The sequence below is a fragment of the Brenneria izadpanahii genome (genome assembly GCF_017569925.1).
Classification (GTDB): domain Bacteria; phylum Pseudomonadota; class Gammaproteobacteria; order Enterobacterales; family Enterobacteriaceae; genus Brenneria; species Brenneria izadpanahii.
In genome coordinates this window covers 1,668,813-1,681,690 of record NZ_CP050854.1, presented here as the reverse complement: position 1 = coordinate 1,681,690, position 12,878 = coordinate 1,668,813, and the positions used below count along the sequence as shown (strand labels likewise).

Sequence of the window (12,878 nt, the reverse complement as noted above, 5' to 3'; positions counted from 1 at the left end):
AATGCTGATGCCGATAACCTCCATGAGATATCGGAATATTTTCCTCTTCCCTCAAACGTAAAAAGTCACTTTCATAGCACTTTGAAATTAAATGAAAAAATAGCAGTTTAACCATAACAAACCAGGATGCATTTATGCGATTGCTAAGAAATATAACTATCCGTAAAGTCTTGTTGACTATCCTCGCGCTTTTCTTATTACTCTGGGGAGGCGTCTCCTGGATGGCGATATCGTCCCTTGGTCAGGTCAGCCAGTTACTGGAAACCAGCCAGATTCAGAAGAAAAACACCAGTATTATGAGTCATGGGGTGGAATCTTATTTTCGTACCGCGGTTCGATTATTTATGGTTGCCGATCTGTATCAAAGCGGCGATAAAGAAAATGCGCGGAATATGCTAAAAACCGCCATGGATGTCATCGACATCAGTCAAAACGATCTGACGCTTTTTCAGTCCCAGCATCAGGTGGGCGTGTCATCGGAATTGGTTAATGACATCGTTCAACACTGGACGAGCATTATCCACGAAATGCGCAATATGGCGGCGCTGCTTGAACAGGAGGATGTGGAACAATACCGGTATGCGGTAAGAACCACCCTCCCGCCGATCAGCATTGCATTCGGCAAAGCGACAGAAGACTATGCCGAACGCCTGCTGGCCAACGACGAAACGAACAGCCGGCAAATCCATCAGTTGGTCAAAGTCTGTCAGCGCGTGCTGATAGCCGCCCTGATTTTGGGATTGCTGATACTATTCCTGACCGATCGCTATCTGGTTTCCTGTTTATTGACGCCGTTGGAGCAGATAAAGAGGCAGTTCCAAACGCTGTCGTCAGGACAGCTGCACCACGCCATCACCGATTTCGGCCGCAACAATATTGGTCAACTCATCCCCTATTTACGCGATATGCAGGAGAGCCTGATCCAAACCGTCACCATTATTCGCGATAGCGCGACGTCGATTTATCAGGGCGCCGGCGAAATCAGCGCCGGCAATAGCGATCTCTCATCGCGCACCGAACAGCAGGCTTCGGCGCTGGAGGAAACCGCCGCCAGCATGGAACAACTGGGCGCTACGGTAAAACTGAATACCGATAACGTTACGCAAGCCAACAAACTGGCGCAGGAGGCGTCTTCGCTGGCAAACAAAGGCGGCCATCTGGTTGATGACGTCGTCGTCACCATGAGCGATATCACCGCCAGTTCGCAAAAAATAGCCGACATTACCAGCGTGATTAACGGCATCGCCTTTCAAACCAATATTCTGGCGCTGAATGCGGCGGTTGAGGCGGCGCGCGCCGGCGAACAGGGGCGCGGATTCGCGGTGGTCGCGGGGGAAGTTCGTAATCTGGCGCAGCGCAGCGCCCAGGCGGCGAAAGAGATCGGCGGGCTGATCGCCGAATCCGTAGAACGGATTAATAACGGCTCCCGCCAGGTGGCATTGGCCGGAGAGACCATGACCGGCATCGTTCAGTCGGTCACGCACGTGACCAATCTAATGGGCGAAATCGCCTCCGCGTCCGAGGAACAGAGCCGCGGCATCGGTCAGGTCGCCCTGGCGGTCACCGAGATGGATAGCGTCACGCAGCAAAACGCCTCCCTGGTGCAGGAATCCGCCGCGGCCGCCGCGTCGTTGGAAGAACAGGCGCGCCAGTTAACGGAGTCCGTCGCCGTATTCCAGTTACCCGGCAACGCCGCCGTGACCCCGCCGCGGCCTTCCCATCCCAGCGCGACACCGCCATCGCAGGCTTTACTTGCCGGTAAGACGGCGTCCTCTTCGCAGCACAGTAACCATAATTGGGAAACGTTTTAACGCGTTTCGAGCGTAAGCGGCTTACCCCACCCCAACCCTCCCCTTGCCAGGGGAGGGAGCTAGTCCCGCGGGTTTAATTAGTGAGATCCTCCTCCTGACAAGCAGCACAGTGATAATAACTGGGAAACGTTTTAACGCGATTCGAGCGTAAGCGACTTACCCCACCCCAACCCTCCCCTTGTCAGGGGAGGGAGCTAGTCCCGCGGGTTTAATTAGTGAGATCCTCCCCTGACAAGCAGCACTGTGATAATAATTGGGAAACGTTTTAACGCGCTTCGAGCGCAAGCGGCTTACCCCACCCCAACCCTCCCCTTGTCAGGGGAGGGAGCTAGTCCCGCGGGTTTAATTAGTGAGATCCTACTCCTGACAAGGGAGGGTGTTTAGACCGGGGACATGGTAAGCGCGGGCGGGGCATTCGCCGCGTGCCGGAGTAGAGCCGAACGCGGGTCTGCGCTGCACGGTAAAAATGTGTCACAAATCGGTAGCAGGTAAGAGGCATCATCGTTTTTTATTTCAGGTATTATTCCGGCTGACCGACTATACCCAATAGATGCAAACCGACACGGCGACTTGCAAAATACCGGCTATATCGGATAAAGATCGTATTCTGCCGTTTTCCCATCATTAAGGTGCTAAAAATGAAACTTTTCATCTATGAACACTGCCCGTTCTGCGTCAGAGCCAGGATGATTTTCGGTCTGAAGGCGATACCCTTTGAACTATCCGTCATTATGGAAGGCGACGTTGAAACCCCTACGCGGATGGTCGGCCGCAAGGTGGTGCCTATCCTGCAGAAAGAAGATGGCAGTTTCATGCCGGAAAGTATGGATATCGTACATTATGTCGATAAGACCCAAACGCCGTTAATCGCCGACCACCCGGTCGACGCCGCCGTTGAAGCGTGGTGTAAGGCGGCTTCCGGCACGGTATTCAAGCTGGCGGTGCCGCGCTTTACCAAAGCGGAGTTCAAAGAGCTGTCCACGCCTGAAGCGCGTGAGGCTTATCGTCTACGGGAAGAGAAAGCGTTCGGCGATCTGGAAGCGCTGATAGCAGATACGCCCGCGCTGGTCGCCGACGTTCAGCAGAAGCTGACCGAGCTCGAATCGCTGCTGGCAACCGAACTGGCTATTTCCACCACCGACTTTATTCTGTTCCCGGTTCTGCGTTCGTTGACCATAGTGAAAAGCATTAGCTTCGGGCCGAACGTCAGCCGTTACCTCAAACGCGTCGCCGACGCCAGCAAGGTCGACCTGCTGACCAATCAGGCCATATAAGGCCGTTGAACGAATTAAATAGTGTTCCACCTATACCCAGACGATAAATATGACGACACCCAAGCAGGAAAAAACACCGTGGTGGCATCAGGGGAAAACGCCTGACTATCGGTTTTCACTGGCCAACGAACGAACGTTTCTCGCCTGGATCAGAACCTCGCTGGCGTTTCTGGCGGGCGCGGTGGCGGTGGATCAATTCACCGTTCATCTCGCCTCGCCTATGGTGCGTCAAGGGCTGGCGCTGCTGCTGATTGTCTGCGCCGCCCTGCTTGGCGCGCTGGCGTATCGCCGCTGGGTCAGCAATGAAAAAGCCATGCGTCAGGAAAGCGATATGCCTTATACCCCGCTGTTGCTGACCGTTACGCTGTTTGTCACCATGATTGCGGTCGCATTGGCGGCAATCATCATTTTCGACTAATTTACCGATGGAATCGACGCGCGATCCCGGTTTACAACCACAACGCACCGGTATGGCCTGGTCACGCACCATGTTTGTCATGCTGATCAACAGCCTGCTGTTTTTTCGCGCGGGCATAGCGGACGACGATCGCGTAGTGTTCGCCTGCGGTATCCTGCTGCTGTGCGTCGCCTGCATGATGGCCGTTTTCGCCGTTATGCGTTATCGTTTTAACGCCGCCCGGCACCAGATACTGTCGCGCATCAGCCGCGGTTTGATCGCCTTCACCTCGGTAACTATCGTCATCGCCGCCCTGGTTCTGCTGTACCGCCAACTTGCCGTTTAGCCCCGTTTCCCGCGAAAAAAAACGGGATAGCGCCACAATTCGGCGGCTATCCCGTAACCTAATGAATAGATTTTATTTACTGCGCAGCCGCCCCGCCGCCCAGCACGTTATATAACGTCACCAGATTATTCAGCCGGGTCTGCTCAATGCTGATAAGCGTTTGCCGGGCGCTGTAAAGCGTCCGCTGCGCGTCCAGCGCGTTCAGATAGGTATCAACCCCTTCCCGGTAGCGCTTATCCGCCAACTGATAGCTGCGTTCCGCCGCCGTGGTGTAATCCCGCTGCGCCGCCAGTTGCTCATCAATGGTGGCTTTACGCGCCAACGCATCCGCCACCTCCTGGAACGCGGTCTGAATAGCTTTTTCATAGCTGGCGATGTAGCCTTTTTTCTGCGCTTCGGCATACTGCAACGAGGCGCGGTTCGCGCCGCCGTCAAAGATCGGCAGACTCAGACTGGGCGCCAGCGACCAAATGCCGGCGCCGTGGCTGAACAACGAAGAGAGCGCGCTGCTGCCCACCCCGCCGCTGGCGGTCAATGACAGGCTGGGGAAGAACGCCGCTCGCGCCGCGCCGATATTGGCGTTGGCCGATTTCAAGGTATGTTCCGCCTCCAGCACATCAGGACGCTGCAACAGCACGGAGGAGGAGATCCCGGCGGATACCGGCGCGATCGCCTGCGTCAGCGCGTCCAGACCGGTAGGCAGCAGTGATTCGTCAACCGGCTGTCCCGCCAGCAGATCGAGCGCATTTTTGCTCTGCGCCACCTCCGTCGTATAGTTGGCGACATCGGCGCGCGCCTGCTGATACACGGTTTCAGCTTCCGCGACGTCGACGCCGGAAGCCACGCCATTGCGCTGCCGGTTGCGCGTCACCTCCAGCGAATGCAGGGCGCTTTGCATGGTCTGCTGCGACAATTGCAGGTCGCTGCGCGCCGTCGCCAGCGTGATATAAGCGGTGGCGGTATCGGCAATCAGCGTCAGTTGGGTGCTTTTCGCCGCCGCCTCCGTTGACAGATAGCTCTCCAATGCCGCCTCCGTCAGGCTGCGCGTTTTTCCGAACAAATCCAGTTCGAAGGCGCTGACGCCCAGATTGGCGCTATAGCTCTGGCTGATGGCCGTCGCATTGCCGCTCGACGATGAACTGCTGCTTAACGTTCTGCCCCGCGAACCATCCATTCCGGCGCTCACGGTTGGAAGGAGTGCGGCTCGCTGGACGCCGTATTGCGCGCGCGCCGCTTCAATATCGGCCAGCGCTTTGCGCAGATCGCGATTATCGCTGAGCGCCAGATCGATCACCCGCTGCAATTTCGGATCGACGAGAGCCGAGCGCCAGGGGATTTTCGCGGCGTCCGACGCCTCGCCTTTTACCTCGCCGCTCTGCGGCCAGGCCGACGGCACTGGCGCGTCAGGGCGCTGATAGTCGGGATCCAGGGAGACGCATCCCCCCAATAGCAGGGGGAACAGGGCGATGATAAATTGACGATTACGCATTATTCTTTCCTCGATGAGTCAACGCCAGGCAGAGCTTTGTCGGCACGCGCGGGAAACATGCGTCTCACCAAAACAAAGAACATAGGCACCAGAAAAACCGCCAATACGGTCGCCGTCAGCGTACCGCCCACGATGCCGGAGCCGATGGAAATACGGCTGTTGGCGCCCGCGCCGGTGGAAATCGCCAGCGGGAATACCCCGACGATAAAGGCCAGCGAGGTCATCAGCACCGGTCTTAAACGCGTGACGGCGCCTTCCAGCGCGGCGGCAAACAGCGTGGCCCCGCGCTGATAGGCCGCTTCGGCAAACTCCACAATCAGGATGGCGTTTTTCGCCGACAGCCCGATGGTGGTGAGCAGCGCCACCTGGAAATAGACGTCATTTTCCAGTCCGCGCAGCGTGGCGGCCAAGACGGCGCCGACGACCCCCAGCGGGATCACCAGCATCACCGAGAACGGAATACTCCAGCTTTCATACAGCGCCGCCAAACATAGGAACACCACCAGAATCGAGATCGCATACAGCGAAAGCGCCTGCCCGCTGGCCAGCCGTTCCTGATAGGAGAGCCCGCTCCAGGAATAGGTGGTTCCTTTAGGCAGCGCTCTTGCCAGCGCCTGCATTTCATCCATGGCGACGCCGGAACTGACGCCGGAAGCGCCGGAACCCTGAATTTCATAGGATGCCTGGCCGTTATAGCGCGACAGACTTTCCGGCCCGTAGACCCAGCGCGTCGAGGAGAAAGCGGAGAACGGCGTCATCACGCTGTCGCCGTCGCTGTTGGTGCCGCGCACGAACCACTTATTCAGATCTTCCGGTTTGCTGCGCGAATCTTCATCCCCCTGGATATAAACCTTCTTAACCCGTCCGCGATCGATAAAGTCATTCACATAGGAGCCGCCCCAGGCGCTGCTCAGCGTGGCGGTGACATCGCTCACCGACAGCCCCAGCGCACTGGCTTTGTCATTATCAATATCCACCTGTAGCTGGGGCATCTGCGCCAAATCGTTGGCGCGAACGGCCGACAGTTTGGCGTTTTTGTTGGCCGACGCCAGCAGTTCGTCGCGCAGTTGCAGCAGTTTGTCGCGATCGGTGGTGCCCGTCGCCTGCAGTTCAAAGGTAAACCCGCTGGACTGGCCCAACCCATCCACCGACGGCGGCGTCAGGGTAAACACCTGCGCATCTCGCAGCGAGGAAAGCGCCTTGGTCGCCCGCTTCGAAATCGCATCCGCGCTGTTTTCCGCCCCCGGACGCTGGGCCCAATTTTTCAGCGCGACGAACGCCATGCCGGCGTTTTGTCCGCTACCGCTGAAGTTAAATCCGGAAATAATGAAAATGGCTTCGGTATTGTCTTTCTCGTCGGTCAGAAAATAGCGTTCAATCGCTTTACCCACCTGGCTGGTCCGCGCTTCGGTCGCGCCTGGCGGTAAGGTGAACTGCACCATCACGCTGCCCTGATCTTCCGTCGGCAAGAACCCCGACGGCAGGCGGGTAAACAGCAAAGCCATGCCGACAATCAGCAGGCCATAGAGGATGATGTAGCGCGTCGGAGAGTGCAATACATGAGCGACCTTGCCGGAATAACGTTCCTGCATGGATTGGTAGCGCCGGTTAAAAGCGGCAAAAAAGCCGTTTTTCGCGGTGCGATGCTCGGTAGGTTTCAACAATGAAGCGCATAGCGCCGGAGTCAGCGTCAGCGCAATCAGTACCGACAGCAGCATGGAGGAAACGATAGTGATGGAGAACTGGCGGTAAATCACCCCGGTCGAACCGCCAAAGAAGGCCATCGGCAGGAATACCGCGCTCAGCACCAGCGCCACACCGACCAACGCGCCGGAAATCTCCCGCATCGATTTTTCGGTGGCGGCCTTCGGCGGAAGCCCGTCATCCCGCATCACGCGCTCGACGTTTTCCACCACCACGATCGCGTCATCCACCAGCAGCCCGATCGCCAGCACCATGCCAAATAGCGTAAGGGTGTTGATGGAATAACCAAACAGCGACAGTACGCCAAAGGTTCCCAGCAGTACGACCGGTACGGCGATGGTCGGGATCAGCGTCGCGCGCAGATTCTGTAGGAACAGGAACATGACAATCACCACCAGCAGGATGGCTTCAAATAACGTTTTAACCACTTCCTCTACGGAGATTTTAATAAAGTCCGTACTGTCTTTCGGATACGCAACGCGGTATCCGTCAGGCATGGTGCTTTCATACTCGGCGACTTTGGCCTTTACCCGTTCCGCCGTCGCCAGCGCGTTCGCCCCCGGCGACAGCATCACGGCGATCCCCGCCGCCGGATGGCCGTTCAGGCGAGTGACGGCATCGTAGCTTTCATCGCCCAGCGCCACCTGCGCGACATCGCCCAGCCGAACAACCGAACCATTAGATTCGCTTTTTACAATAATATTTTTGAACTGTGCGGGCGTCGTCAACTTGGACTGCGCCATCACCGTGGCCGTGAGCTGCTGATCGCTGCGGGAAGGCAGCGCGCCGATCTTACCGGCGGATACCTGCGTGTTTTGCGCCTCAATCGCCGAGGAAATATCCGACGGCATCAGATCGTAGGCGGCCAGACGGGTAGGATCCATCCAGATACGCATCGCATACTGCGCGCCGAACACTTTGACATCCCCCACGCCATCCACGCGGGCCAGCGGATCCTGCAGGTTGCTGACCATATAGTCGGAGATATCCGAGCCGCTGGCTTTATCGGTCGTATCGTACAACGACATAATCAGCAGGAAGCTGGTTTGCGACTTGGTTACCGTAACCCCTTGATCCTGCACTTCCGTCGGCAAACGGCTCAACGCCTGCTGCACCTTATTTTGCACCTGAACCTGGGCGGTATCGGGGTTGGTTCCCTGCTTAAAGGTAACGGTAATTTTCGCCTGTCCGCTGGAACTGCTGGTAGAGGAGAAATACAGCAGCCCGTCCAGCCCGGTGAGCTGTTGTTCAATAATTTGGGTAACGCTGTTTTCCAGCGATTCCGCCGACGCGCCGGTATAGGTTGCGGTGATTGACACCGAAGGCGGCGCCACATCAGGATATTGCGCCACGGAAAGCGACTGGATCGCCAGCGCGCCCGCCAGCATGATCACAATCGAGATCACCCAGGCAAACACCGGCCGATAAATAAAGAAGCGGGAAAACATTACTCTTTCACCTCTGTTTTATCCGTTGCCTGTTGGCTATTCGTCCCGGCGCCGGAGGATGACGTCTCTATTGCTTTTACCGTATCGCCGACGCCCACCTTATTCGTGCCTTCGATAATCAGCCGATCGCCCGCTTTTAACCCGGAGGAAACCAGCCAACGGTTGCCAATCACCCGAGCGGTGACGACCTGACGCAGCTCTACCTGCTGCTGGTCGTTGACCACCAGCGCGGTGGCATTGCCTTTCGCATCACGGGTAATGCCCTGCTGCGGCGCCAGAATAGCCGCCGGATCGGTGCCGTTGGCAACCGAAGCCCGCACGTACATGCCGGGCAGCAAAATGTGTTCAGCATTGGGGAATATGGCGCGCAGCGTAACCGAGCCGGTCGACTCGTCTACGGAGACTTCAGACAGTTGCAACTTCCCTTGCGAGGCGTAGGTTTCGCCGTTTTCCAGCGTCAACGATACCGTCGGCTGTTCGTTTTTCTGCAAACGGCGCAACGCCAGCCGCTCGCTGCTGGACTGGGTAAGATCGACATACATGGGATCGAGCTGACGGATCGTCGCCAGCGCGGTGGTCTGGCTGGCGGTTACCAGCGCTCCCGGCGTAACGGAAGAGATGCCGATACGACCGGAAATCGGCGCTTTAATCTGCGTATAGGCCAGATTGATTTGCGCGGTCTTCAGCGCGGCCTGTTTTTCCGCTACCGTCGCCAGATACTCTTCATAGCTGGTTTGCGCATCGTCCGCATCCTGCTGCGAAACCCCCTCTTCTTTTACCAAACGGGCATAGCGTTCGGCTTTCAGTTTCGCCGCCCGTACGCTGGCCTGCGCGTTTTTCAACGCCGCGGCGGCCTCATCATAGGCGGCCTGATAGCTGGCCGGATCGATCTGGTACAAGACCTGCCCGGCTTTTACGTCGCTGCCTTCGGTAAACAGGCGTTTTTGAATAATGCCGTCTACCTGCGGCCGGACATCGGACACCATGGCGGCGGTCGTTCTGCCGTTCAGTTCACTGTCCAGCTCCACGGACTGTGGCTGCAGCGTCTGTACCGTAACTTCAACGACAGGTTTTACCTGAGCTGGTTCTGACGCCCGCTCACAGCCGGATAGTAAGAAGACCAATAAGAAAATAAAGCGTTTACCTTGCATGAAATCATGCCCTATAATTGAGAGTGAACGTTCATTCTCAATATTAAGGAAGTTAGATAAACTCTTCCGACAAGATTGAGTAAGGTTTTTGTTAAGGTGAGCGTCTTGAAATTAAAGGGGGAGTTGTGCAAAAAACCATCACCAAATCGGAACGAATAAATGCGCGGCGCGATCAGATCATTTCAGCGGCGCGCTTTTGCTTTCGCCGTTCGGGATTCCATGGTGCGGGCATGGCACAAATCGCCGCCCACGCCCGGCTCAGCGTGGGGCAGATATACCGCTATTTCGCCAACAAAGACGCCATCATTGAGGAAATTGTCAGTCAAATCGTCAACAACCGGTTACAGCTGATCAAATTAAGCGCCGACCACTCTTCGCAAATGGCAAAAACGCTGGCGGAACGCGCTTTACTGGGCGATGAAAAAACCCGTGAAGACGATCATGCGCTGATGCTGGAAGTGACCGCTGAGGCCACCCGCAATCCTCGCGTCGCCACGCTGCTGCAAGAAGCCGACAACAAACTATTTCAGCAGGCGACCACCATGCTGCAACAGCGCTATCCCCAATTGAGCCCGACGCAACTCGCCGCCCGCGTTGAACTTATGGCGGTATTGTATGAAGGCACCGCGTTTCGCTCAATGACCAGTCAAAAAGCCTCGCCTGATATGCTAAATCAGCTTTATCAGCATATTTTCCATCACATATTTCCTGAAACCACAATCTATGAATAACGCTACGCAACCATCACGTTTAAGTTATGCACTGGTACTAGGGCTATTGGCCACGCTAGGCCCCCTATGTACCGATCTCTATCTCCCCGCGCTGCCGGAACTGGCCGCAGAGTTGTCGACCACCACCGCCGCGGCGCAGTTGAGCCTGACTGCCGGCCTGCTTGGACTGGGCGTAGGACAACTAATTTTCGGCCCGCTGAGCGATAAACTGGGACGCCGCAGGCCGTTGCTGTTTTCCCTGTTTATCTTACTGGCGGCCTCTATTTGGTGCGCTTTGGCGCAGGACATCAACCACCTGCTGGCGGCGCGGATTATTCAAGGTCTGGCCGGCGCCGGCGGCGCCGTACTATCCCGCGCGATCGCGCGCGATCTCTATTCCGGCCACGATCTAACCCGCTTTTTCGCTTTGCTGATGTTGATTAACGGTCTGGCGCCGATCGTCGCCCCGGTGATGGGCGGCGCGATGCTGACTGTCATGGACTGGCGGGGTATCTTCATTGCGTTAGCGGTAATCGCCGTTCTGTTGCTGCTGCTTTCCAGCTTGCGCCTGCATGAGACCCTTCCTGCGCAACGCCGGGTGACCGGCGGCGTGGGAACGTTGATTCTATCGGTAGGAAGCCTGCTGACGCAGCGCCAGTTTATGGGACTCTGCCTGGCCCAGGGGTTCGCCGGGGCCGGCATGTTCGCCTACATCGGCGCATCCCCGTTTGTTTTGCAGGAAATTTATCACCTTAGCCCGCAGGCGTTCAGCGTGTGCTTTGCCATCAACGGCGTAGGGTTGATCTTTTCCGCGCAGATCTCCTCCTGGCTGAGCGGTCATTTTGGGGAAATGCTGGTGCTTAAGGCGGGGCTGTTCATCGCCGGCGTATCGGCACTGCTGTTGCTGCTGGCCGCCGGTTTGCAGGCGTCGCTGGTATGGCTGCTGATCCCGCTGTTCTTTACCATCATCATTATCGGTATCGTCGGCCCCAGCGCCTCGGCGTTGGCTATGCAAAGCCAGGGTGATAAAGCGGGCAGCGCCTCGGCATTGCTCGGCGTCAGCATGTTTACCCTCGGCGCCATCAGCGTTCCGCTGACCGGTTTGTTCGGCACCTCCGCATTGTCCATGGCGCTGGTGATCGCTATTTGTTATGCGCTGGCCATCGGTTCGTTCGTACTGCTGGCGCGCCGGACGAAGTAGCGCGGTTGCGGCATAGGGGCTGCCAATTTTTACCAGACTACTCCCCCGCCCTTCCCTTCGCAGAGGAGGGCGAGAAACCAGCATTTTTAATGGGTTAGTTCCTCCCCCTGATAAGGGGGAGGCCGGGTGGGGTCACTAATGGCAACCTGCCGAACTTTATCAGCGAAGTTTATAAAACGGCGTCCTCTTGATAGCTATCAGGCCGCATTTCCGCTGTCCAGCGACCAGTAGTTCAGATCGCCCGATTCCTCGCCCTTAGGCACCAGCGCAAGCGCTGTTCAAAAACGCTTTTGCGTTTTTGCCCTGCAACTCGAATTAAACAAAACGACAGATAGCCATGACAATAACATAGAAAAAAATAGCATCAGCAAAATAAGTGAATCTAATGAAGAACTCATAATGTTAAAAGGGTTAGAAATTTTGGCGACAAGAAGATATGCCTCTTCAGATAAGAGCCGAAAGACAATCTCAGCGAGGATAACAAAATAGATCAATGCAATAATTATATAGGTAATGGTTAGTTTAAATTTTCTCATATCCTTATCCTTGCATCATCTTTAGCTCAATATATAATCGGCTATAATAAATTCTACATCAAAGGTTTTCTCAACGCATGTCTTATCTCAAACTGAAGATGCAAGCTGATAGAACTATCGCTCTAAATATTGAAAAAGCTCTCATTCAGATAAAAAAAGACACAATTAACACTGCGCATAACGTTAGTGCTGGAGCACAACGAGTTAGTTGGTATAGTTCCTGTCTCTTTGATGATTATAAGGACGTTTGTAAAACACTACGCCAGGAAGATACTCGTATGTTGCTTGCTGTTCGCCAAGTGTATCAAAGGAGCGATGTTATTCTCGATATGGTCGAGATTTACTTCAAAATGAAGCTCCGTAGAATCAGTGAGGCTGGGCAGCATAAGATTATGTTAACCATTACAGAAAAATTAGCTAATCATGCATCATCAAAATTCGCAAAATTATCAGTAGCTTCCATAATAGCTAAACTAATCACTGAGTCTCATGACTTCAAGACATCACATATTAGCATAATCAATAAAAGTAGTCTGGTAGCGGTCAACGTTTTAAGCTTTTATGGGAAAATGCAAAATGCAGCACTATCAGCAAGACGATTAGAATTTGCTGACCCAAGCTATTACTTTGGATTATACAAAGAAAATCTTGAACTCCTCTATTTTATGATTGAGCAAGAGATGTCAAAAATAATATACTTAACCAGTGCTGGTTCTTCTAGCGAAGAAGAAATTATATTCTTGATTAATAAGATACTAATGAAATGAAGTGGTTAATTGAATGGCTTGGTCAGTCTTTCGCCTATCTCATA

At 55.2% G+C, this 12,878-nt stretch carries 10 protein-coding genes; 7 read left to right on the top strand and 3 right to left on the bottom strand.

Annotated features, from left to right (window positions below; all coding sequences use genetic code 11):
- The first annotated feature begins 134 nt into the window (after positions 1–134).
- The 4 genes from HC231_RS07455 (at position 135) to HC231_RS07440 (ending at position 3,828) form a co-directional block, all read left to right on the top strand.
- Positions 135–1,811, top strand: a complete 1,677-nt coding sequence (locus HC231_RS07455; RefSeq protein WP_208230425.1) for a methyl-accepting chemotaxis protein — start codon at positions 135–137, stop codon at positions 1,809–1,811.
- A gap of 638 nt (positions 1,812–2,449) precedes the next feature.
- Positions 2,450–3,085, top strand: coding sequence for a glutaredoxin 2 (gene grxB / locus HC231_RS07450; protein WP_208230424.1), 636 nt, complete (start codon positions 2,450–2,452; stop codon positions 3,083–3,085).
- 49 nt (positions 3,086–3,134) lie between these two features.
- A complete protein-coding gene (locus tag HC231_RS07445) occupies positions 3,135–3,503 on the top strand; it encodes a YidH family protein (RefSeq protein ID WP_208230423.1) in 369 nt (122 codons plus the stop codon).
- A 7-nt stretch (positions 3,504–3,510) separates the two neighbouring features.
- Positions 3,511–3,828 (top strand): DUF202 domain-containing protein, encoded by a 318-nt coding sequence (locus HC231_RS07440; RefSeq protein WP_208230422.1) that lies wholly within the window; start codon positions 3,511–3,513, stop codon positions 3,826–3,828.
- Between the two features lie 76 nt (positions 3,829–3,904).
- Here HC231_RS07440 and HC231_RS07435 read toward each other — a convergent pair whose 3' ends face one another.
- The 3 genes from HC231_RS07435 to HC231_RS07425 are packed head-to-tail and all read right to left on the bottom strand — an operon-like array spanning position 3,905 to position 9,620.
- Positions 3,905–5,317 carry an efflux transporter outer membrane subunit gene (locus HC231_RS07435; protein WP_208230421.1) on the bottom strand — a complete coding sequence of 471 codons (1,413 nt, stop codon included), beginning with the start codon at positions 5,315–5,317 and terminating at the stop codon, positions 3,905–3,907.
- Complete coding sequence (locus HC231_RS07430) at positions 5,317–8,469, bottom strand: efflux RND transporter permease subunit (RefSeq protein ID WP_208230420.1); 3,153 nt, start codon at positions 8,467–8,469, stop codon at positions 5,317–5,319. Before HC231_RS07430 ends, HC231_RS07435 begins: the two co-directional genes overlap by 1 nt.
- Positions 8,469–9,620, bottom strand: coding sequence for an efflux RND transporter periplasmic adaptor subunit (locus tag HC231_RS07425; protein WP_208230419.1), 1,152 nt, complete (start codon positions 9,618–9,620; stop codon positions 8,469–8,471). The genes HC231_RS07430 and HC231_RS07425 overlap by 1 nt, the downstream gene beginning before the upstream one ends.
- Before the next feature lie 230 nt (positions 9,621–9,850).
- Between HC231_RS07425 and HC231_RS07420 the strand changes: the two genes are divergently transcribed.
- The 3 genes from HC231_RS07420 to HC231_RS07410 all read left to right on the top strand — a co-directional run bounded on the left by HC231_RS07420 (position 9,851) and on the right by HC231_RS07410 (position 12,834).
- On the top strand, positions 9,851–10,351 hold the full coding sequence (locus tag HC231_RS07420; protein ID WP_343073015.1) for a TetR family transcriptional regulator: 501 nt from the start codon (positions 9,851–9,853) through the stop codon (positions 10,349–10,351).
- Entirely contained in the window at positions 10,344–11,531 is a 1,188-nt protein-coding gene (locus HC231_RS07415; protein ID WP_208230418.1) for a multidrug effflux MFS transporter, read from the top strand. The genes HC231_RS07420 and HC231_RS07415 overlap by 8 nt, the downstream gene beginning before the upstream one ends.
- A 613-nt stretch (positions 11,532–12,144) precedes the next feature.
- A complete protein-coding gene (locus HC231_RS07410) occupies positions 12,145–12,834 on the top strand; it encodes a hypothetical protein (protein ID WP_208230417.1) in 690 nt (229 codons plus the stop codon).
- Positions 12,835–12,878 lie beyond the last annotated feature (44 nt).

Bases quoted from the DNA above. Each gene is read 5' to 3' on its own strand.
- HC231_RS07440 (WP_208230422.1), top strand. From the start codon at position 3,511: ATGGAATCGACGCGCGATCCCGGTTTACAACCACAACGCACCGGTATG.
- HC231_RS07435 (WP_208230421.1), bottom strand. From the start codon at position 5,317: ATGCGTAATCGTCAATTTATCATCGCCCTGTTCCCCCTGCTATTGGGG.
- HC231_RS07445 (WP_208230423.1), top strand. From the start codon at position 3,135: ATGACGACACCCAAGCAGGAAAAAACACCGTGGTGGCATCAGGGGAAA.
- HC231_RS07455 (WP_208230425.1), top strand. From the start codon at position 135: ATGCGATTGCTAAGAAATATAACTATCCGTAAAGTCTTGTTGACTATC.
- HC231_RS07410 (WP_208230417.1), top strand. From the start codon at position 12,145: ATGTCTTATCTCAAACTGAAGATGCAAGCTGATAGAACTATCGCTCTA.
- HC231_RS07425 (WP_208230419.1), bottom strand. From the start codon at position 9,620: ATGCAAGGTAAACGCTTTATTTTCTTATTGGTCTTCTTACTATCCGGC.
- HC231_RS07420 (WP_343073015.1), top strand. From the start codon at position 9,851: ATGGCACAAATCGCCGCCCACGCCCGGCTCAGCGTGGGGCAGATATAC.
- HC231_RS07415 (WP_208230418.1), top strand. From the start codon at position 10,344: ATGAATAACGCTACGCAACCATCACGTTTAAGTTATGCACTGGTACTA.
- grxB (WP_208230424.1), top strand. From the start codon at position 2,450: ATGAAACTTTTCATCTATGAACACTGCCCGTTCTGCGTCAGAGCCAGG.
- HC231_RS07430 (WP_208230420.1), bottom strand. From the start codon at position 8,469: ATGTTTTCCCGCTTCTTTATTTATCGGCCGGTGTTTGCCTGGGTGATC.